Here is a 22,398-nt window from a genome sequence, read left to right on the forward strand (position 1 = left end):
GCCAACCGTTAAAGTCGTACCTGAAACGTCTGGGCCAACTGTATCAACTGTTTCTGTACCTGGTAACGATGGATTCCCTGCTGGGTCAGTGGCAACTGCTGTCACCGTACCGCCATTTGGCAAGTTTCCTGGATTTGGTGTCGTCCATACCCCTGTAGTTGGGTCCGTTGGTACTTGAACGGTTGTGCCATTCGGGAAAGTCACCGTCACCGTCGAACCTGGTTCTGCGGTACCGGTAATCGGATCTGTGCCATTGATGGGATTAATGTCTGGTGCACTTGGTGCGGTTACATCTACGGTATAGACTTGCGTATCAGTGACATTGCTACTGTTACCTGCTGCATCCGTGAAAGTCACTTTGGCATCAATGGTCTTGTCGCCATCTACTAATAAACCACTACCAGGGACATTCACACTCCATGTACCTGCTGCGGCATCCACTGTCGCAGTATAGGTCACACCATTGACAATAACAGTCACTACAGTCGTTGCTGCATCCGCTGGGACACCAGTAAGTGTTCCAGTCAAGGTTACATTAGCTGCTGATTCTGCGGCATTCAGAACATTGTCTGCTGTCACTGGATTGATATTAAATTTTACAGCATCGGTATTTGGTGGTGTGGTATCTGCATTATTATCGTTATTGCCCCCGCCGCCGCCTCCACCGCTGCTACCAGCGGCAATACCCCCAATCGCAAGAATTGGTAAAGCCCATAGCCATGGACTAAAACCATTAGACGTTTCACCCGCATAAAGTAAAGGTTCTACTGCTTCAATTGGTTGTAACGCTGCTGCTTCAACAGGTGCTGCTGCTGCTTCAGGTACAAGTGCTGGAGTTTCCTCTAAAAAGACTGCCCCTTCATGATCATCATCATCAGAGTCCGCATCAGCGTCAGCATCGGCGTCGGCATCAGCGTCACTTTCAGCATCTTTAAAATGTGCCCATACAAGTTGATTGTCTTCACCCTGAAGAACCAGACTATTATCTGCTACTTCACCGTTATTAAAGAAATTATGAATAACAATCGTTTCACCATTTTTTAATACTACAACTGCATTTACACCATCTCTCTTAACAACTGAAATATCACTTGCAGAGACCTTGATTAATACAACTGAAGGTTCAGAGGGTAATGTTGCCGTTTTTCCCGTCGTATTTACAAGGGTTTGATGACTTTCCTTGGAAATAATTTGTATTTGAGACATGGTTATATTCCTCATTATAAATTTTTAATATTTAATCAATTCTTAATTACATTATTAACTTAAGTTTAAATTATTGTTTCTAAGTGATAGAGTTCACAGCACCACTTTAAATCAAACCCAATAAATGTTAAATAGCTCACAAAACAAAAAAATAAACTTACATTAGAATATTTTTTAATAATCAAATAACACAATGATTTAAAAGAATTAAAAAAAGCAAAACTTTTTCAAGCAATTATAATTTTTACACTTTTAAACAAATACATCATTATTAATTAATAGATTCTCAAAAGGTATTTAAATTAAATTTAACAATCTTTTCAAAAAAACAAACGAATAAAAATTTATTAAGACCGATTGTTAAAATTAAGTTTAAAAATAATTAAATAATATTTTACAACCAAAATAAAAAAGCCTTTTTTACAAAAGGCTTTTTGAACAAATAGAAAAATTATATGACTAGAAATTATCTGGATTCTCTAGACGTTTAACTTCCTCTCTCTTATTCGGATGATGCATCGTTGCCACACCATCTTCGGTTTTCTGATCTAGTAGAATTTCAGGATTATAAATTGTGATCGTCTCTCGTCCCAGACTATCCTCACCGACAATATACTTAAAACCACGGCGATTCATCTTATTGCACATACGCTGATAAAAGCCTTTAAAACCTTGAGTCTCCTCACTTGGGTTGTAATAGAAGGCATTCATCACCGCAGGTAAACCTAAGCCACAGACCACACCAGAGAGTAATACACTAATAAAAGTGTAGCCAATCAAAATACTACTGTATTGACTTAGCTCTGGAATGTTCGCCACGGCGAGAATCAAAGCGAGTGAAATACCACCACGTACTCCTCCCCAAGACAGAATCGCCAAACTCCCGTTATAGCTCTTATTGCGAAAGGATGGAAAAAGTGCAAAGGCAGCGAAGTTCGCGGCAAAACGTGAGAGATGCAGGATGATGAAAGCAATGATCCCGCCAATAATAAGGTTGGCGCTTAGATCAAGGATAAAGAGTTCTAAACCGATCAGCGTGAAAAGAAAAGAATTAATAATTCCTTCAACCGTATGCCAAAAATGGTTCACTTCGCGGATCTCACGCTGCTCACGAATTTCTTGCCACTTATTCCCGACAATCAAACCACCAATCACACACGCAATCGGAGCCGATGCATGCGCGAATAAGGCAACAAGATAAGAACCACTCGCAAGCAATGCCGTGGTTAAAATCAGTGACTCCATCTCATGTTTACCGCGCAGTAAACGTAAGATTGCAAATCCAAAAGCAAAACCAATAATCACGGCAACAAAGATTTCATATAATAAAGTTTCAATTGTTGCCAGTAATGAAAAATGTTCACCCTGTAGAACTTTTAATAAGGTCATAAATAATGCAATACACATAGCATCATTAAATAGTGACTCACCTTCTAGTTTTACAATTAAATGATGGGGTGCACGAATTGAACTTAATACCCCTTTAACTCCGATTGGATCTGTCGCCCCTAATGCCGCGCCTAATAATAGCAAAACACCTATTGGGACAGGATAGCCAACCAACCATTGAAACAAGTATAATAAACCTGCATAAAATCCTGCACATAACACCAGTGCAATCGTAGCTAAAATGCTAATCGGCTTCCAATGTTTTCTCAAATCTGAGATTTTAAATTTAAGTGCTGATGACGTTAAAATAAAGCAAATGACACCATTAATTAAAAAATCATAAAAATCAATATTTCTTACAGCTGCTTCAATATTATGAATATTAATGGTAATAAACTGATTACCATTTAACAGACTGGCTCCCCACTGTAAAATAAAGACAAAGATTGCAGAAACAATCGGAACACCAATCGCCTGAGGAAAGCCTAATATTCGTTTATTAAAAATAGTCGTCGCAATGGATAAGGCAAAAACAACCGTCAATGCTTGTAAAAGAAAAAAATTACCCATACGACCTCTTTATTTATTCAATTTTAAACACATAGATTCTATTTAAACTTTAAAACTGCAGCGAATCATAAAATTTAAAGCATTTTCAACTGAAGAAAGAATGGCGGTCTATGCTGTGATTCATTCATCTTATTATTTAATTTTTATCAATAAATGGTTTAAACACAACAATAAACCAATCATCCTCAACTCAGCATAGACAGCGTTATTTTACGTTAATTCTTCTTTTAATTCGTATATCTTCCGTATAAAAATCAAGGAGCAACGCTCCTTTTTTATCCTACTTAAAAGTATTACACTGATTGATGTCACCCGATTTTAATCCGATTTGGAACCATTGCATGCGTTGTTCACTTGTACCATGGGTAAAGCTATCAGGTACAACTTGTCCTGTCGCACGGCGCTGTAAATAGTCATCACCAATTTTCTCAGCCGCATCCATCGCCTCTTCAATATCACCTTGTTCTAAGAACTGCGTACGCTGTTGGTTTTGGTGTGCCCAGATTCCTGCAAAACAATCTGCCTGTAATTCTAAACGTACAGAAAGTTGATTGCCTTGTGCTTGGCTTGCTTGTGCACGTGCTTGCTGCACCTGACCAGAGATCCCGAGTAAGTTCTGAATATGGTGTCCAACCTCATGCGCAATTACATAGGCCTGTGCAAAATCACCCGCCTGATCTTGACGAGAAAGCTCAGTTTGATTCTGCTCTCCTGAAATGCCCATTTGCTGACGCATATCTTTAAAGAAAGAAGTATCAATATAGACTTTTTGATCGGCAGGACAATAAAAAGGTCCCATTGCAGCCTGTGCTGTACCGCAACCTGAACGATCTACCCCACTAAATAATACAAGCCGTGGTGGCTTATAAGTCATTCCTAGCTGCTGAAAAATCGGTGTCCAAGTATCTTCTGTATCTGCCAATACAGTTCCCACAAAATCACTGGCTTCTTTTTGCTCAGCCGTTAAGTTTTGTGGTGCACCGCCTTGTTGAGATGATTGTGCAGTGACCGCTTGTGTTGCCTGATAGGCTTGTTGAGGGTCAACGCCAAAAAACTTCCAAGCGATGAAAGCGACCACTAATCCAATAATACTAATCCCACCCGCTTTAGCACCGCCACCACCACGACGGTCTTCAACATTGGTACTGACTCGACGACCTTTCCAACGCATAATTACCTCACATAACTCTGATGATGACGATCTCAGTTTAAGCCGATGCTTTTTTTGGCCATACTTTTTGGATCAGACTCACAATGATCAATACCACTGCACCAGCAAGCAAACCGATACCAAGGTTAATCAAAGTTGGCGTTAAAGCACCAATGATTGAACCAAAACTTGGAATGAGCTCTAAATGATCCACAGTTTCTTCAGTAAAATGATGCAATAAAGGAATGGTATGCGTAATTATCCCGCCGCCAACTAAAAACATTGCAACCGTTCCAACAATGGAAAGTGTCTTCATCAAAATTGGAGCAAAACCAAGTAGACCACGTCCTATTTTATTTTTAAATTCAGAAGCTTGTTGTGTTAGATATAAACCTAAATCGTCAATTTTTACAATCATTGCAACCAGACCATACACCCCGACTGTCATGACAATTGCAATGATACTTAATACTGTCACTTTAGTCATAAATGCTGCTGTTGCAACTGTACCTAACGAAATCACCACAATTTCAGCAGAGAGAATAAAGTCGGTTCGAATCGCACCTTTAACTTTCTCTTTTTCAAATTTAGCCAGATCAACCTCGACTTCCTGTAAGTTTTCACTGGCTTCTTCTGCTGTTTTGGCTTTTTTATGCTGCAACATATGTACAACTTTTTCTACACCTTCATAGCAGAGAAACAAGCCACCAATCATCAGTAATGGATTAATCAGCCAAGGTGCAACAACACTAATTAATAGTGCCAATGGTACGAGAATTAACTTATTAACAAATGATCCTTTGGCAACACTCCAAACGACAGGTAGCTCACGATCAGAACGAACACCACTGACTTGCTGTGCATTGAGGGCTAAATCGTCTCCCAAGACGCCTGCTGTTTTCTTTGCTGCCATTTTACTCATTACAGCAACATCATCTAAAATTGTTGCAATATCATCTAGTAATAGTAGTAAACCACTCGCCATTTTTATTTCCTAGTTTGTATTTATATCGCTATTGTAGAATCACCTGTTGAAATCACAATATGATTTTAAGAAAAAGTTAAAATTATCGCTGACGAAAAAAATTTATTTCTCGTACAATAATATCAATCTTATATCTATGAAATAACTGAATCTTGGAACATATCATGAGTAATATTGATCAACGTCCAATCATTTTGACAGGCGACCGTCCAACTGGACAACTTCATCTTGGACACTTTGTCGGTTCATTACGTTCTCGTGTAGGTCTACAAGACAGTCATCATCAACATCTGTTATTGGCTGATGCACAGGCGATGACAGACAATGCCGATAACCCAGATAAAGTCCGCAATAATATTCTTCAAGTTGCTTTAGATTATCTGGCTGTTGGGATTGACCCGAGCAAAACGACGATTTGTGTACAGTCATGTTTACCTGCACTAAATGAATTGACCATGCTTTACCTCAACTACGTGACCGTTGCGCGTTTAGAGCGTAACCCAACCATTAAATCTGAGATCCAGATGCGTGGTTTTGAGCGTGATATTCCAGCGGGTTTCTTATGCTACCCGATTGCACAAGCCGCAGATATCACTGCATTTAAAGCAACAGTTGTTCCTGTGGGTGAAGATCAAATCCCAATGATCGAACAAACCAACGAAGTGGTACGTCGTGTAAACCGTCAAATTGGTCATGACCTATTACCAGAGTGTAAAGCCCTATTGTCAAACATGGCACGTTTACCTGGTTTTGATGGTAAAGCGAAAATGTCGAAGTCATTGGGCAATACCATTGTGCTGAATGCTTCTGATAAAGACATCAAAAAAGCAGTCAATGCGATGTATACCGATCCAAACCATTTACGTATTGAAGATCCAGGCCAAGTTGAAGGCAATATCGTATTTACCTATCTTGATGCTTTTGATCCAAACAAAGAAGAAGTGGAAGAATTAAAAGCGCATTACCGTCGTGGTGGTCTAGGCGATGGAACTGTGAAAAAACGCTTGGAAGGCGTACTTAAAGAATTGATTACTCCGATTCGTGAACGTCGTGCCGAATTAGAAAAAGATCCTGATTACATCATGGATATTTTAAAACATGGTACAGACAAATGCCGTGATATCACGCAACAAACACTGGATGAAGTAAAAGCAGGATTAGGACTATTTAGATTCTAATTTACGTTATTTTTCCATTAAAAAGCCCATCTTTGGGCTTTTTTACATTAAGCATTTGATTTAAGTTTAATTTTAGAACTTTATCGAAAAATACAAAGCTAACAATTTTCGTCACTTATTAACATCTATTAACAGTAGTTAACATGAATACCGATGAACTTGGTCAAGTTTCTTAATATTATTGCGTTGTAGATTAGTTCACACTAATCTCATGACATTTCTCCTTTCAACCGGAACTGTTTTAAACAGATTCGTTGTTCAACGCAGTGATCACCCCAATCATTGCGTTTTTTTTCATCTGCAATAATATGAACGATTTAGGTTGAAATTTAGACGAGTTGTCTTTACTCTTATAACTGTTTTATTTTTATAAAAAATTTATTAATTAACTCTAAAGATAAAAGAGTAATACAGATGATCTGGGATCTATTAACACATCCTTCCAATATTGTTTTCAGCATTGCTTTAATGCTGTGTTTGTTTATCGGCATTCTTGAACTTATTTTACTGTTATTGGGTGGTAGTTCGAGCTTTTTAGAGCAGTTTTTACCAGATAGTCTCAGTCATGTTGATCATGCCGATGTTTCTTTGGAACAGTCTGATCATCTTTTAACTCAGCTTTTAGAATGGCTTTATCTTGGCAAAGTGCCGTTGCTGATTTGGTTAATCATCTTCTTAACAGTTTATGCGCTTACAGGTTTGATCCTTCAAGATGTGTTCTATCAATTGACTGAACAGTATCTATCTGCTTGGATTATTGCACCTGCTTGCTTATTTCTGTGTATGCCACTGGTACGTTATAGTGCAGCGCTGATTGCCAAGATTATTCCTAAAGATGAAACCACTGCAATCCAAACAGATGATTTAATTGGTAGAACAGCACACATTATTCTAGGCGATGCCAAACCCAACTCCCCTGCACAAGCCAAAGTCAGAGATCAATTTGGCCAAATCCATTACGTCTTGGTTGAACCCGAGCTTGATATTGTTTTTCATCAAGGGCAACAAGTGATTTTAACGCAAAGAACCAAAATTGGATTCCAAGCAGTTGCTTCTTAATTTTTATATTTATTACATGAGGGTGTTTAGATGTTAAATTCAGCATTGACTGAAATTTTAATTATTACAGGTGTTATTTTTGCGGCACTTATTTTTATTGGTATTATCATCGCGCGTTTATATACACGTTCAAGTAAGGAAGTTTCTTTTGTTCGCACAGGTTTTGGTGGCGAAAAAGTCATTTTAAATGGCGGTGCCATTGTTCTTCCTGTTTTACATGAAATTATTCCTGTCAATATGAACACTTTACGTTTAGAAGTAAAACGCGCTGCGGATCAAGCGTTGATTACACGGGATCGTATGCGTGTCGACGTGATGGCAGAGTTCTATGTTCGCGTAAAACCGATTGCTGAATCGATTGCGACTGCAGCTCAGACGCTAGGACGTAAAACCATGTCACCACCAGAACTCAAAGATCTGGTCGAAGGTAAATTTGTCGATTCACTTCGTGCCGTTGCCGCTGAAATGGCCATGGAAGAACTACACGAAAAGCGCGTCGACTTTGTACAGAAAGTTCAACAAGTGGTCTCTGAAGATTTATCCAAGAATGGCTTGGAGCTTGAAACTGTTTCCTTAACAGGTTTGGATCAAACCAGCTTTAAATTTTTTAATCCACAAAATGCGTTTGATGCAGAAGGTTTAACCAAGCTGACTGAAACCATTGAAGACCGTCGTAAGAAGCGTAATGACATTGAACAAGATGCTGATCTTGCGATTCGTGCAAAGAACTTGGAAGCAGAACGTGCTCGCTTAGAAATTTCGCGTGAAGAAGAATATGCAAAATTACAGCAAGAGCGTGAAATCTCGATTCGTAAAGCTGAACAAACCGCAGAAATCGCCTCTCAAGAAGCAGGTAAAAAGCGTGAGGCTGAAGAAGCCCAAATTGCTGCTGAGCGTGAAGTGGAACTAAAACGAATTGCTTCTGCTCGTGATGTAGAGAATGAAAATATCCAAAAAGCTCAGCTCATTCAAAAAGCACAGGTCGAACAGAAGAAAACGATTGAATTGGCTGAGCAAGACCGCGCCATTGCCATTGCTGAAAAATCTCGTGCTGAATCAGAAGCCAAAGCGCAAGCTGACAAGGCCCGTGCCGAAGCGGTAAAAGCAGAGGAAGAAGTTGTGACTGTACGTGAAACACAGCGTGCTGAACGTCAAAAAGCAGTTGAACTGGTTGCTGCCAAACAAACTGCTGAGAAAGAAGCGATTGCGATTACCGTTGCTGCGGATGCTGGCAAAAAAGCCGCTGCCGATGAAGCAGAAGCAGTACGTATTGCAGCAGAAGCAGATGCTGAAAAGATTCGCTTAAAAGCTAAAGGTGAGGCGGATGCAAAAATCCTACTTGCTCAAGCGTTAGAAAAACAATATCAGGTTGATGCGGAAGGGGCTCGTGCAGTCAATGAAGCCGCCAATACCCTTTCTGCTGAGCAAGTGGAAATGCAAGTTCGTTTGGCATTGTTAAAGCACTTACCAGAGATTATTCGTGAAAGTGTTAAACCAATGGAAAATATTGATGACATCAAAATTTTGCAAGTGAATGGTTTAAATGGCTTTGCAGGTGGTTCTACTGCTTCAGGTGAAGCGATTGAAAACGGTCAAACCTCTTTATCTGATCAAGTGGTGAATAGTGCCCTACGCTATCGTTCCCAAGCACCGCTCATTGATAGCTTAATGAATGAACTTGGCTTACAAGGTGGCGATATCAATGGTTTGACTCAAGGGTTAAAACCTAAAAACGAAATCTAGAGATAAGATCAATAATTTTATTACTAGACAGCTTTAAGCCATTTTAAAAATCGGTTGCATGACAACCGATTTTTTTCATTTTTATAAACAGAATTAGCTTATCGTATATCCAAAAATTCAAATGATCTTCATGTCATCATTCATTCACTTAGGCTTCTCATACTGCAAAAACTCCACCTCACCAAATAAATGAGATGCCAATATGTCGCAGTTTATTCAAAGCCGTCGCCGTTTCTTGATTAATAGTGGGAAATTGGCTGTCGGTGTTGCATCCTTCTCAACACTAGCTGCCTGTGGCCTGAGTGACAATAAAGCTCCCGCTATTATTCTTCCAGATAATCTTAGACCCCAATTTCCCTCAGGCATTCAAATTGGTGATGTCCGTAATGGCAACGCAACGATATGGGCACAAGCAGATCGGGCTGCCAAACTACGCGTAGAATATGACTTTACTGATCGCTTTAAACAACCCAAAATTGTAACAGGTCCAATCGTCACTGAAGCCAGCGACTTTACTGGTCGAATTAACCTGACGGGTTTACCAAATGATCAGCATGTATTTTTGCGGGTTAGCTTTGAGGATGCAACCCAAAATAATGCAATCAGCGAAGCCTATACGGGCAGCTTTCGTACCACGACAACAGGAACATCCCCTATTCGTTTTGTTTGGGGTGGTGACGTCGTGGGGCAAGGTTGGGGCATTAATCCAGACATAGGAGGCATGAAAATTTGGGAAACGATGCGCCTGCGTCAACCCGACTTTTTCCTTCATAGCGGTGATACCATTTATGCGGATGGTCCACTCCAAAGCACTGTGACTCTACAACCTGGGCAATCATTAAAACCTGATGAGGTACGCGTCTGGAAAAATATTGTCACTGAAGAAGTCAGTAAAGTTGCGGAAAGCCTAAAGGAGTTCCGCGGTCGTTATCGTTATAATTTTATGGATGAAAATTTACGAAAATTTGCTGCTGAAGTGCCACAAATCTGGCAATGGGATGACCATGAAATTACCAATAATTGGTCCTCGACTAAAGACCTCAGCAAAAATAATGCTTATACCGAAAAGGACATTAATACGCTGAGTTCTCGCGGTAAACAAGCATTTTTAGAATACTCTCCTATGTCTTGGACAAGCGAAGCACTCAGCGATCAACGTATTTACCGTAAAATCAGCCATGGCCCATTATTAGAGGTCTTTGTACTCGATATGCGTTCGTATCGTGGAGGAAACAGCACCAATCTACAAACCAGTTTAAATGCAGACTCAGCATTTCTAGGCGAAGCACAAGTGAATTGGTTGGTTAATGAATTGTCAAATTCAAAAGCTGTATGGAAAGTTATCGCCGCAGATATGCCTATCGGCTTAAATGTGCAAGATAACTTTGGCGCGGCTGACAATATTGCCAAAACTTGGGAAGCAATTGCGAATGGAAACAATGGTGCGCCTCTTGGCCGTGAACTGGAAATCGCAGGGTTACTGAGTCGCATTAAAGCAGTAAAAAACATCATATGGTTAACAGCCGATGTCCATTATTGTGCCGCACATTATTATGATAATACTCAAGCTCAATTCACTGATTTTTCCCCTTTTTGGGAATTTGTAGCAGGTCCTTTAAATGCAGGAACTTTTGGTCCTAATGAAATGGATACAACTTTTGGTGGACAAGTCATATTTAAAAAAACACCACCTGCGGGTAAAGCTAATCTCTCGCCTTTAGATGGCTATCAGTTCTTTGGTGAAGTCAATATTGATCCACAAACCAAATCCTTCAAAGTCGAATTTTTTGATCTGGACGGTATTTCCCAATATACTCAAGAGTTAACAGCCGTATTGAGTTAAAAACTCAAGCCATAAAAACTTAGATAACCGACCGAACAGCCCAATAAAAAAGCCCCAATGGAAACATTGGGGCTTTTTTAAAGATTAAAATCTAACGAATTACGCTAAACCTTTCTCTTTTAAAACTTGCAACATTGTAGAACCAAGCTCAGCTGGGCTACGAGTGTAAGCCATTCCCGCACGTTCAAATGCAGCGAATTTCTCTTCAGCAGTACCTTGACCACCAGAAATGATCGCACCAGCGTGACCCATACGCTTACCTTTAGGTGCAGTTACACCAGCAATGTAACCGACTACAGGCTTAGTCACGTTAGATTTGATGAATTCAGCAGCTTCTTCTTCCGCTGTACCACCGATCTCACCGATCATGATGATTGCATCAGTATCTGGATCGTCTTGGAACAATTGAAGTGCTTCGATCTGGTTCATACCTGGGATTGGGTCACCACCGATACCGATACAAGTAGACTGACCTAAACCAAGCTTAGTTGTTTGAGCAACAGCTTCATAAGTCAATGTACCTGAACGTGAGATGATACCAATACGACCTGGTTGGTGGATGTGACCTGGCATAATACCAATCTTACATTCACCTGGAGTGATCACGCCTGGGCAGTTAGGACCAACTAAACGAGTACCGTTACCGTTAGTTTCTAAGTAGCGTTTTGCTTTAAGCATATCGATAGTTGGAACACCTTCAGTGATCACAACGATCAGGCCAACACCTGAGTCAACCGCTTCAACGATTGAGTCTAAAACGAACGGAGCTGGTACATAGATTACAGATGCATCAGCATTTGTTTCACGTACAGCTTCTTTCATTGTGTTAAATACTGGTAAGTCAAGGTGAGTTGTACCACCTTTACCTGGAGTAACACCACCAACAACTTTTGTACCGTAGTCTAAAGCTTGTGCAGAGTGGAAAGTACCGTTTTTACCAGTAAAACCTTGTACCAATACTTTAGTGTCTTTATTAATTAATACGCTCATGATTGATACTCCTTACGCTTTAACTGCAGCTACAACTTTTTCTGCGGCATCAGATAAACCGTTCGCAGAAATTAATTTCAAACCTGATTCATCAAGTAATTTAGCACCTAACTCAGCGTTGTTACCTTCTAAACGAACAACAACTGGTACAGTTACATTTACTTCTTGAACCGCTGCAATAATCGCTTCAGCAATCATGTCACAACGTACGATACCACCGAAGATGTTGATTAAAACACCTTGAACAGAAGTATCAGCAAGGATGATTTTGAACGCTTCGATTACGCGCTCTTTCGTTGCACCGCCACCAACGTCAAGGAAGTTTGCAGGCTGACCACCATAAAGTTTGATGATGTCCATTGTTGCCATTGCAAGACCAGCACCATTCACCATACAACCGATGTTACCTTCTAAAGCAACATAGTTAAGATCAAATTCAGATGCTTTTAATTCACGCTCATTCTCTTGAGATTTGTCACGTAAAGCAGCAACTTTAGGTAAACGGTAAAGCGCGTTAGAGTCGATACCTACTTTCGCATCTACACATAAAATATCGCCATTTTCACGAACTGAAAGTGGGTTAATTTCAAATAATGCAAAGTCATTTTCAACAAATGCTTGGTAAGCAGCAGCCATAATTTTTACAAATTGGCTGATTTGTTTGTCTTTCAAACCTAAAGCAAACGCAACTTCACGTGCTTGGAATGGTTGTAAGCCAACAAGTGGATCAACTTCAACTTTGATAATTTTTTCTGGAGTTTCTTCTGCAACTTTCTCGATTTCTACACCACCTTCGGTAGAAGCCATGAAAGTAATACGACGGCTAGAACGGTCTACAACCGCGCCCAAATAAAGCTCACGCTCAACTGGGTAAACGTCTTCAGCAACGATAATGCTGTTAACTGGCTGACCATTTGCATCTGTTTGATACGTTACAAGACGAGTACCAATGATGTTGTTTGCAAATTCAATAACATCTTCTTTAGATTTTGCAACTTTAACGCCACCAGCCTTACCACGACCACCAGCATGAACTTGCGCTTTCATTACAGCGAATTTACCACCAAGCTGTTCAAATGCAGCAACTGCTTCGTCTGCATTTGTTGCCAAGATACCTTCTTGTACTGGCATGCCATATTCTTTCAATAACGCTTTAGCTTGATACTCATGTAAGTTCATTTAGTTACCTACTATGTTGTTTGTAGTGATACAGCCTTGATCTTCTTAAAATCAGACTGCTACATATTGAATAAATGATTGCCTAAATAAGACAATCATCATCATTCAAAAAAAGTGTGGCGAACCACACTTTATATTTATTTACGCTTACGTTGAATCGCGTGGATTGCACGGCCGTCAACAGAAAGCGCTGCTTCATGTACAACTTCAGAGAAAGTCGGGTGACCGAAAGTCATCAATTGTAAATCTTCAACAGAAGATACAAACTCAAGTGCAATCATACCTTGATGTACGATGTCAGATGCATTTGGACCCACAACGTGCATACCTAAAAGACGATCTGTTTTCGCATCTGCAACGAATTTAACAAAACCGGCAGTGTCACCAGCAGCCAAGGCACGACCATTCACCGCAAACGGGAATTGACCTGCTTTAACTTCATGACCTTTTTCAGCGGCTTGTTCTTCAGTTAAACCGACCCAAGCTGCTTCTGGGTGTGTGTAAATAACGCTAATGATCGTGTCATAGTTCACTTGAGCTGCGTGACCGTGAATACGTTCAACAGCCATTACGCCCTCTTCCATTGCTTTATGTGCAAGCATTGGACCGCGTACCAAGTCACCAATCGCGTAAACACCTTCAACAGATGTTTGACATTGGTCATTTACATCAACCAAACCACGCTCAGTCAATTTAATGCCTGAATCTTCAGCCAATAAACCTTCTGCATATGCTTTACGGCCTACACAAACGATCAGCTTGTCAAAAACTTGTTCTTTGTCTTCGCCAGCTTGGTTGTATTTAACCGTTACTTCTTGACCATTGGTTTCAGCGCCAGAAACTTTCGCACCAATACGGATATCTAAACCTTGTTTCTTCAAGATTTTTTGATATTCCTTCGCCAATGCTTTATCAGCCATTGGTAAGAATGCATCTAATGCTTCAAACACAACAACTTCTGAACCAAGACGACGCCATACTGAGCCAAGCTCTAAACCAATCACACCCGCACCGATCACACCAAGACGTTTAGGAACTTCTTGGAATTTCAACGCGCCAGTAGAGTCAACAATTAAGTCTTCATCAACAGGTGCTACTGGAATATTTACTGGTACAGAACCCGTTGCAAGAATCACGTACTTCGGTTCTAAAACCTGTACATCACCTTCAAACGGTGTGAACTCTACTTTTTTACCAGCAAGTAATTTACCAGTACCTTGTAACCACTCGATACCATTACCTTTCAGTAATTGAGCAACACCACCAGTCAATTGATCTACAACTTTGTCTTTACGTGCCAACAAAGTGTCTAAATCAAATTTAACTTCACCCGTGGTAATACCGTGTTCAGCAAGTTCGTGAACAGTTGCTTCGTAGCGATGAGAAGAGTCAAGCAATGCTTTAGAAGGGATACAACCCACGTTTAAACACGTACCACCTAGAGATGGTTTACCGTTGTGAATACGTTTTTCGATACAAGCGACTTTAAAACCAAGTTGAGCTGCACGAATCGCCGCTTCATAACCACCAGGTCCACCGCCAATAACAACAAGATCAAACTGTTGAGACATTTTTATCTCCATTTTAATCTCCCCTAACCTCTCTCTGAAAAGAAGAGCAATTTCCACAAATCTTAAAATGTATATGACTCGTGAAAGTCCCCCTTTTATAAAAGGGGGATTTAGAGGGGATTATTAAGTAATAAGTTATAGGTCAAGAATAAGTTTAGCTGGCTCTTCTAACAATTCTTTGATTGTTACCAAGAAACCTACAGCTTCTTTACCATCGATTAAACGGTGGTCATAAGAAAGCGCTAAATACATCATTGGCAAGATTTCAACCTGACCATTTACCGCCATAGGACGTTCTTGGATTTTATGCATACCCAAGATCGCTGTTTGCGGTGTATTTAAAATTGGTGTTGAAAGTAATGAACCGAAAGTACCGCCATTGGTAATCGTGAACGTACCGCCAGTCATGTCTTCGATACCTAATTTACCGTCACGCGCTTTATAAGCATAATCACGGATACCGTTTTCCACTTCTGCATAGTTCATGCGGTCAGTATCACGAAGGACTGGTACAACTAAGCCACGCTCAGAAGACACTGCTACACCGATGTCATAGAAACCGTGATAAACAATATCATCACCATCAATAGAACCATTCACTGCTGGGTAGCGTTTTAATGCTTCAGTCGCTGCTTTAACAAAGAAAGACATAAAGCCTAAACGAGCACCATGACGTTTTTCGAAAGCATCTTTATATTGCTTACGCATTTCCATGATTGGCTTCATGTTAACTTCGTTAAACGTTGTTAACATTGCAGTTTGTTGTGTAGCAGCCAATAAACGCTCAGCAACACGCTTACGTAAACGTGTCATCGGAACACGTTTCTCAATACGCTCGCCTACAGCAACGCTTAATGGTTGAACTGATGCAGCAGGTTTAGCTTGATGACCAGCAACATCTTCTTTAGTGATGCGACCGCCACGGCCTGTACCTTGTACGTCAGCAGCGTTGATACCTGTTTCAGATAATGCTTTGCGAACCGCAGGCGCTTGGTTTTGATCAACCGCTTGAGTTGATGCAGCCGCTGGTGCAGAAGCAGCAGGAGCCGCCGCCGCTGGTGCAGCAGCTTCAGGAGCAGCTGCAGAAACAGCACCAGCTTCGAATTGAGCAATCACTTCGTCAGAAAGAACAGTGTCGCCTTCATCTTTGATGATTGCAACTAAGCTACCATCAGCTGGAGCAACCACTTCTAAAACAACTTTATCGGTTTCAATGTCACAGATCACTTCATCACGTGATACAGGTTCACCTACTTTCTTGTGCCAAGTTGCGATCGTACCGTCAGCAACTGACTCTGGAAATACCGGTGCTTTAATTTCGGTTGCCATTATTTAGAATCTCCTGATTGTTCAACTTCAATCGCAAGTGCGTCATTGATAAGCTGAGCTTGTTGTTTTGCATGCAAGTATGGCGAGCCACAAGCAGGTGCGGCAGATGCTTCACGACCAGCATAGCTAATACGGATTTGTTTACCAGATTTAAGAACATCTTCATACAAACGAGGAACGATGAATAACCAAGCGCCTTGGTTTTTCGGCTCTTCTTGTGTCCAAACAAGTTCTTGAATGTTTGGATAAGCAGCCATGACTTCAGCTAGGCGTTGCTCTGGGTATGGGTACAATTGTTCTACACGAACGATCGCAATATGGTTTAAACCAAGTTCGCGACGTTTTTCGAGTAAATCGTAATAAACCTTACCACCACAAAGCACTAAACGAGTCACATCAGCTTTGTTGATTTGATCAATTTCATCGATCACAGTTTGGAATGAACCGTTTGCTAATTCATCTAACGTTGAAGTCGCAAGTTTATGACGTAATAACGATTTTGGTGACATTACGATCATTGGCTTACGAATCGGACGAACTGCTTGACGACGTAACGCATGGAAAATTTGCGCTGGTGTAGTCGGTGTCATCACTTGCATGTTGTCTTCAGCACATAGCTGTAAGAAACGCTCTAAACGTGCAGATGAATGCTCTGGACCTTGACCTTCATAACCGTGCGGTAACAACATGGTTAGACCACAAACACGCTCCCACTTGGTTTCACCCGAAGCGATAAACTGGTCAATCACCACTTGTGCACAGTTTGCGAAGTCACCAAATTGCGCTTCCCAAACGATCAAGCTTTTTGGCAATGTCGTTGAATAACCGTATTCAAATGCAAGCACTGCTTCTTCTGACAATAAAGAGTCATAGACCGCAGTACGTGGCTGATTTTCTTTGATATGGCAAAGTGGAATATAAACAGAACCATCAACTTGGTTATGTAATTTGGCATGACGGTGCGAGAATGTACCACGACCTACGTCTTCACCTGTGATACGAACCAAGAAGCCATCATCAAGTAAGGTTGCATATGCTAAAGTTTCAGCAGCACCCCAGTTAAGTGGCATTTCACCTGTTTGCATTTTCACACGATCATCGATCACTTTCTGAACCTGACGCTGCAATACAAAACCTTCTGGTAATGTATTCATCGTTTTACCAAGTTCTTTTAAACGATCGATGCTGAATGTCGTATCCCAAAGATCGGTATATTCATGGCCCAAATAAGGTGCCCAATCGACAAACATTTTTTTGTTTGGTTCACGAACTAGCGCATTGGCAACGTGATTACCCGCTTCTAAGTCAGAACGGTAACCTTCAACCATTGCATCGGCACTAGCGCGATCAAGGATTTGCTGTTGAACCAATTGATCTGCATACAAGGTACGCGTAGTCGCTTTCTTGTTGATTACTTGATACATCATTGGTTGCGTTGCAGATGGTTCATCCGCTTCGTTATGACCGCGACGACGGTAGCAGAACAAATCTAAGATGACATCTTTACGGAATTCATGACGGAAATCATGCGCGATTTGAGTTGCAAAAATAACCGCTTCTGGATCATCACCATTGACATGGAAAATCGGAGACTGAATCATTTTTGCCACGTCAGTACAGTATTCTGTAGAACGTGTATCGCGTGGATCTGATGTGGTGAAACCCACTTGATTATTAATCACAATATGAACGGTACCGCCCACTGTGTAACCACGAGTTTGTGACATTTGGAAGGTTTCTTGGTTGACACCTTGACCTGCAAATGCAGCATCACCATGTACGATCACAGGAAGTACGTCATCACCGCCAATGTCTTTACGACGTACTTGACGTGCACGAACTGAACCTTCGACCACTGGACCAACAATTTCCAAGTGTGATGGGTTAAACGCTAATGCTAAGTGAACTTCGCCACCTGGAGTCATTACGTTTGAAGAGAAGCCTTGGTGATACTTAACGTCACCAGAACCTTTCTTATGAATACTTTTTCCTTCAAACTCACCAAAAAGGTCAGCCGGGTTTTTGCCCATAATGTTGACAAGAAGGTTGAGACGACCACGGTGTGGCATACCAATCACAACTTCTTTACAACCAACACTACCTGCACGTTGAATGATTTCATTCATCATTGGAATAAAAGACTCACCGCCCTCTACACCAAAACGTTTCGCACCAACGAATTTATTACCAAGATACTTTTCTAAGCCTTCTGCCGCAGTTAAGCGCTCTAAAAAACCTTTTTTCTGATCATTGGTATAATTGAATTTACTGCGAACACCTTCTAAACGTTGCTGAATCCAACGCTTTTCTTTGGTATCAACGATATGCATGTATTCTGCACCAATTGAACCGCAGTAAGTTGCTTCCATGGCTTCTACCATTTCAGACAATGTTGCTTCTGCTTTTCCAATTGCGAGGTTGCCTGTATTAAATACAGTATCGAGATCTGATTTAGTTAAACCGTGCGCAGATAAATCGAGGTCAGGAACGTCTTCGCGTTTCGCAAGACCTAATGGATCGAGTTTAGCTTTTTGATGACCACGGTTACGATAAGCAGCGATTAATTGTAAAACACCAATTTGACGACGCTCATGCTCTGTGCTTACAGTGCTTTGTACAACAGGTTGAACTCGGTTTGCATTACGACCCAAAAGGAGGAATTGCTCGCGCACACTGCCGTGTGGTTGATCACCTTTAGGGTATTTATCGAAATATTCACGCCAATCCTCTGACACTGAGGTTGGAGAAGTTAGGTACTGTTCGTATAGCTCTTCAATATACGCTGCACTATCAGCGGAAAGTTCAGTGTCAAGACGCGAAGCGTCAGCAACTTCTTGCATTTTTGGACCCATTTCCTATTGCAAAAAATAATACAGGCTGCCTTTTAAGCACACCCATGATTCATAGTGTCAAATTGGTAACAAGACACTACTACCCAAGATCATCCAACCTTGAGACATTATTACTACACATCAGGAGTATTCCCTTTGATGTAACAAATGAGCTACACACCTTCAATTCAAGGCATATAACTCATTCTTCATACTCGATGAAATCGAGCAATTTTTTGCAAATCATTTTAGAAAAATTAACTGGATTTTTAACTTTTCTAAATTGACTTTTTCAATAAAACCTGTACAAATCTTCAAGACACGATTCTGAGATAAGCTCAAGAATCTGCTTATTTTTTGATTCCAGTTGTGGCAGAAATCCTAACATGTTCTCAAGCTTGGATTGATTTTTTTGACACATACCATCCATAAAGCAGCGAAATACACACATCAAATTATATTCTAATATACCGCCCTTTTGATAAAAGTTGCACTCTGATTGATCAAAAATAAACATTCTCTACAAATCTTGCACAAATCCCACGCAGTTCGATCAAAAACAAACCAACATATCGATTTATATGATTTTATTTAACAGTAAAATCTATAAATATTTAAGGTCGAATTTCTAAAATTCAAGCCTGATTTCTTTTAAGCAACCATTTTTTAACCGATTAGTACCAATAACATCAAAAGCAAAAAGGAGGCCCTTTCGAAGCCTCCTTTTTTGTTGATTAGAAAACTAGATTAACCAGCTTGATCTAACAACATATTACGAATGTGACCAATTGCCTTTGTCGGGTTCAAACCTTTAGGACATACAGATACACAGTTCATGATTCCCTTACAACGGAACAAAGAGAATGGATCGTCTAAACGAGCCAAACGCTCTTGTGTTGCCGTATCACGAGAGTCGATGATAAAGCGGTATGCATTTAACAATGCAGACGGTCCAAGGAACTTATCAGGGTTCCACCAGAATGATGGGCATGAAGTTGAACAACATGCACAAAGAATACATTCATATAGACCATCTAAGTGTTCACGTTCGGCTTGAGACTGTAAACGCTCTTTTGCTGGTGCTGGCTGATTGTTGATCAAGAACGGCTGAATCTTGTCATATTGATCATAGAACTGGTTCATGTCTACAACCAAGTCTTTTACTACTGGTAAACCAGGTAAAGGACGGATCACAATCTTCTCTGGTAAATCGTTCAAGTTCCACAAGCACGCTAAACCATTTTTACCATTGATGTTCACACCATCCGAACCACAAATACCTTCACGGCAAGAGCGACGGAATGTTAATGACTCATCTTGTACTTTCAACGCAAGTAACGCATCAAGCAACATACGATGCTTATCGGTTAACTCGAGTTTATAAGTTTGCATGTACGGCGCTTTATCCTTATCAGGATCATAGCGGTAGATTTCGAATGTACGAGTGCCTCTACTCATCTTTGTTCTCCCGATTAGAATGTACGTGGTTTAGGTTCAATTGCTTCAACCGTTAATGGTGTGAAACGTACTGGCTTATATTCAAGACGGTTGTCTGATGAATACCATAATGTATGTTTCATCCACTCATCATCACGGCGACCGTAAGAATAAGTTGGGTGATCAGGTGCTAACTCATAGTCAACAACTGTATGTGCACCACGACATTCTTTACGTGCAGCAGCAGAAATCAAAGTCGCCTTCGCTACTTCATACAAGTTTTCAACTTCTAATGCTTCAACACGCGCTGTGTTGAATACTCTAGATTTGTCTTTCAAATGAATGTTGCGAACACGTGGTTCAATCGCAAGAATTTCTTTTACGCCTTTATCAAGCAATGCTTGAGTACGGAATACACCGGCGTGATCTTGTACGATGTCACGGATTGCATCAGCCACTTCTTGCGCGTTTTCGCCAGTCGCTGAATCATCTAATTTACGTACACGCTCCAACGTATTAACCAATACATCTGTTGGAAGCGGTGCATAGTCATCACCATGATGTTTAGTCACATAGTCGATGATATGCTCGCCCGCTGCTTTACCAAATACCACAAGGTCAAGCAATGAGTTGGTACCCAAACGGTTTGCACCATGTACAGATACGCAAGAACATTCGCCAATTGCGTAGAAACCTTTTACAGGTTTTACATAATCACGTGTACCTTTATAAGTGTACTCTTTGGTGTCTTTGTCATAGTGCGCAGAGAATTCACCCTCTTCCACACCATGCGGTACAACCACTTGACCATGAATATTGGTTGGAATACCACCCATTTGATAATGGATTGTTGGTACTACAGGAATTGGCTCTTTGGTACAGTCAACGTTTGCAAACTTCTTACCAATCTCAAATACAGATGGAAGACGTTTCATAATCGTTTCAGCACCCAAGTGAGTCATATCCAATAAGATATAATCCGCCTTAGGACCACAACCACGACCTTCTTTAATTTCTTGGTCCATTGAGCGTGATACGAAGTCACGTGGCGCCAAGTCTTTTAAAGTTGGTGCATAACGTTCCATGAATGGTTCGCCGTCTTTGTTACGAAGGATACCACCTTCACCACGACAACCTTCAGTTAACAATACGCCTGCGCCCGCAACACCCGTTGGGTGGAATTGCCAGAATTCCATATCTTGTAATGGAATACCTGCACGAGCAGCCATACCAAGACCGTCACCAGTGTTGATATAAGCATTGGTTGATGCACGATACACACGACCAGCACCACCGGTAGCAAACAAAGTCGCTTTCGCTTGGAATACGGCGATGTTACCAGTTTCTTGGTCAATCGCTGTAACACCAAGAACATCACCCGCTTCGTTACGGATCAAGTCTAATGCAATCCACTCAACGTAGAACTGGGTGCCCATTTTCACGTTGCTTTGATACAAGGTGTGCAATAACGCGTGACCTGTACGGTCAGCAGCAGCACACGCACGTGGCACAGCTTTTTCACCGTAGTTTGCAGAGTGACCACCGAATGGACGCTGATAGATCGTACCATCTTCGTTACGGTCAAAAGGCATACCGAGGTGTTCAAGCTCATATACAACTTTTGGCGCTTCACGTGTCATGAACTCGATTGCGTCCTGATCGCCTAACCAGTCAGAACCTTTAACCGTGTCATAGAAGTGATAATGCCAATTATCTTCTTGCATGTTACCTAACGACGCACCAATACCACCTTGAGCAGCAACTGTATGCGAACGTGTTGGGAATACTTTGGTTAATACCGCAACTTTTAAACCTGCTTGAGCAAGTTGATAAGCAGCACGCATACCAGAACCACCACCACCAACGATAACTGCATCGAAAGTGAGGTTTTGAATATTTGAATAATCTTCTTGAGGGTTAATTGCGCCCATGATCTCT

At 40.9% G+C, this 22,398-nt stretch carries 15 protein-coding genes; 4 read left to right on the forward strand and 11 right to left on the reverse strand.

Annotated elements, in window-relative coordinates; all coding sequences use genetic code 11:
- The 4 genes from F887_RS04180 to F887_RS04165 form a co-directional block, all read right to left on the reverse strand.
- Positions 1–1,206: BapA/Bap/LapF family prefix-like domain-containing protein (locus tag F887_RS04180; RefSeq protein ID WP_005296254.1), on the reverse strand; the 1,206-nt coding region annotated here is incomplete at its 3' end.
- Positions 1,207–1,665: 459 nt separating this feature from the next.
- Positions 1,666–3,165, reverse strand: a complete 1,500-nt coding sequence (locus F887_RS04175; protein WP_005296257.1) for a cation:proton antiporter — start codon at positions 3,163–3,165, stop codon at positions 1,666–1,668.
- A 280-nt stretch (positions 3,166–3,445) separates the two neighbouring features.
- Positions 3,446–4,336, reverse strand: coding sequence for a KPN_02809 family neutral zinc metallopeptidase (locus F887_RS04170; protein WP_005150356.1), 891 nt, complete (start codon positions 4,334–4,336; stop codon positions 3,446–3,448).
- Between the two features lie 37 nt (positions 4,337–4,373).
- Complete coding sequence (locus F887_RS04165) at positions 4,374–5,300, reverse strand: DUF808 domain-containing protein (protein WP_005296259.1); 927 nt, start codon at positions 5,298–5,300, stop codon at positions 4,374–4,376.
- A 164-nt stretch (positions 5,301–5,464) separates the two neighbouring features.
- Between F887_RS04165 and trpS the strand changes: the two genes are divergently transcribed.
- The 4 genes from trpS (at position 5,465) to F887_RS04145 (ending at position 11,123) form a co-directional block, all read left to right on the forward strand.
- On the forward strand, positions 5,465–6,478 hold the full coding sequence (gene trpS / locus F887_RS04160; protein WP_005150350.1) for a tryptophan--tRNA ligase: 1,014 nt from the start codon (positions 5,465–5,467) through the stop codon (positions 6,476–6,478).
- A 414-nt stretch (positions 6,479–6,892) separates the two neighbouring features.
- Positions 6,893–7,537 carry a YqiJ family protein gene (locus F887_RS04155; protein WP_005296262.1) on the forward strand — a complete coding sequence of 215 codons (645 nt, stop codon included), beginning with the start codon at positions 6,893–6,895 and terminating at the stop codon, positions 7,535–7,537.
- A gap of 30 nt (positions 7,538–7,567) precedes the next feature.
- Positions 7,568–9,280: a flotillin family protein gene (locus F887_RS04150; RefSeq protein ID WP_005296266.1), complete on the forward strand. Its 1,713-nt coding sequence runs from the start codon at positions 7,568–7,570 to the stop codon at positions 9,278–9,280.
- 202 nt (positions 9,281–9,482) lie between these two features.
- Positions 9,483–11,123, forward strand: coding sequence for an alkaline phosphatase D family protein (locus F887_RS04145; RefSeq protein WP_005296269.1), 1,641 nt, complete (start codon positions 9,483–9,485; stop codon positions 11,121–11,123).
- 99 nt (positions 11,124–11,222) lie between these two features.
- On the opposite strand, the gene sucD is transcribed toward F887_RS04145, so the two are convergent.
- From sucD to sdhA, 7 genes are all read right to left on the reverse strand, one after another.
- Positions 11,223–12,113, reverse strand: coding sequence for a succinate--CoA ligase subunit alpha (gene sucD, locus F887_RS04140; RefSeq protein ID WP_003655479.1), 891 nt, complete (start codon positions 12,111–12,113; stop codon positions 11,223–11,225).
- Between the two features lie 12 nt (positions 12,114–12,125).
- Complete coding sequence (gene sucC, locus F887_RS04135; protein ID WP_003655470.1) at positions 12,126–13,292, reverse strand: ADP-forming succinate--CoA ligase subunit beta; 1,167 nt, start codon at positions 13,290–13,292, stop codon at positions 12,126–12,128.
- Positions 13,293–13,429: 137 nt separating this feature from the next.
- Positions 13,430–14,863 carry a dihydrolipoyl dehydrogenase gene (lpdA, locus tag F887_RS04130; RefSeq protein ID WP_032862960.1) on the reverse strand — a complete coding sequence of 478 codons (1,434 nt, stop codon included), beginning with the start codon at positions 14,861–14,863 and terminating at the stop codon, positions 13,430–13,432.
- Positions 14,864–14,998: 135 nt separating this feature from the next.
- On the reverse strand, positions 14,999–16,192 hold the full coding sequence (gene odhB, locus F887_RS04125; RefSeq protein WP_005296275.1) for a 2-oxoglutarate dehydrogenase complex dihydrolipoyllysine-residue succinyltransferase: 1,194 nt from the start codon (positions 16,190–16,192) through the stop codon (positions 14,999–15,001).
- Positions 16,192–19,032: a 2-oxoglutarate dehydrogenase E1 component gene (locus tag F887_RS04120; RefSeq protein WP_005296280.1), complete on the reverse strand. Its 2,841-nt coding sequence runs from the start codon at positions 19,030–19,032 to the stop codon at positions 16,192–16,194. The genes odhB and F887_RS04120 overlap by 1 nt, the downstream gene beginning before the upstream one ends.
- Before the next feature lie 738 nt (positions 19,033–19,770).
- A complete protein-coding gene (locus F887_RS04115; protein ID WP_005296281.1) occupies positions 19,771–20,481 on the reverse strand; it encodes a succinate dehydrogenase iron-sulfur subunit in 711 nt (236 codons plus the stop codon).
- 14 nt (positions 20,482–20,495) lie between these two features.
- Complete coding sequence (gene sdhA / locus F887_RS04110) at positions 20,496–22,391, reverse strand: succinate dehydrogenase flavoprotein subunit (RefSeq protein ID WP_005296283.1); 1,896 nt, start codon at positions 22,389–22,391, stop codon at positions 20,496–20,498.
- Positions 22,392–22,398: the final 7 nt, after the last annotated feature.

The organism is Acinetobacter sp. NIPH 2100 (assembly GCF_000369805.1).
Taxonomy (GTDB): domain Bacteria; phylum Pseudomonadota; class Gammaproteobacteria; order Pseudomonadales; family Moraxellaceae; genus Acinetobacter.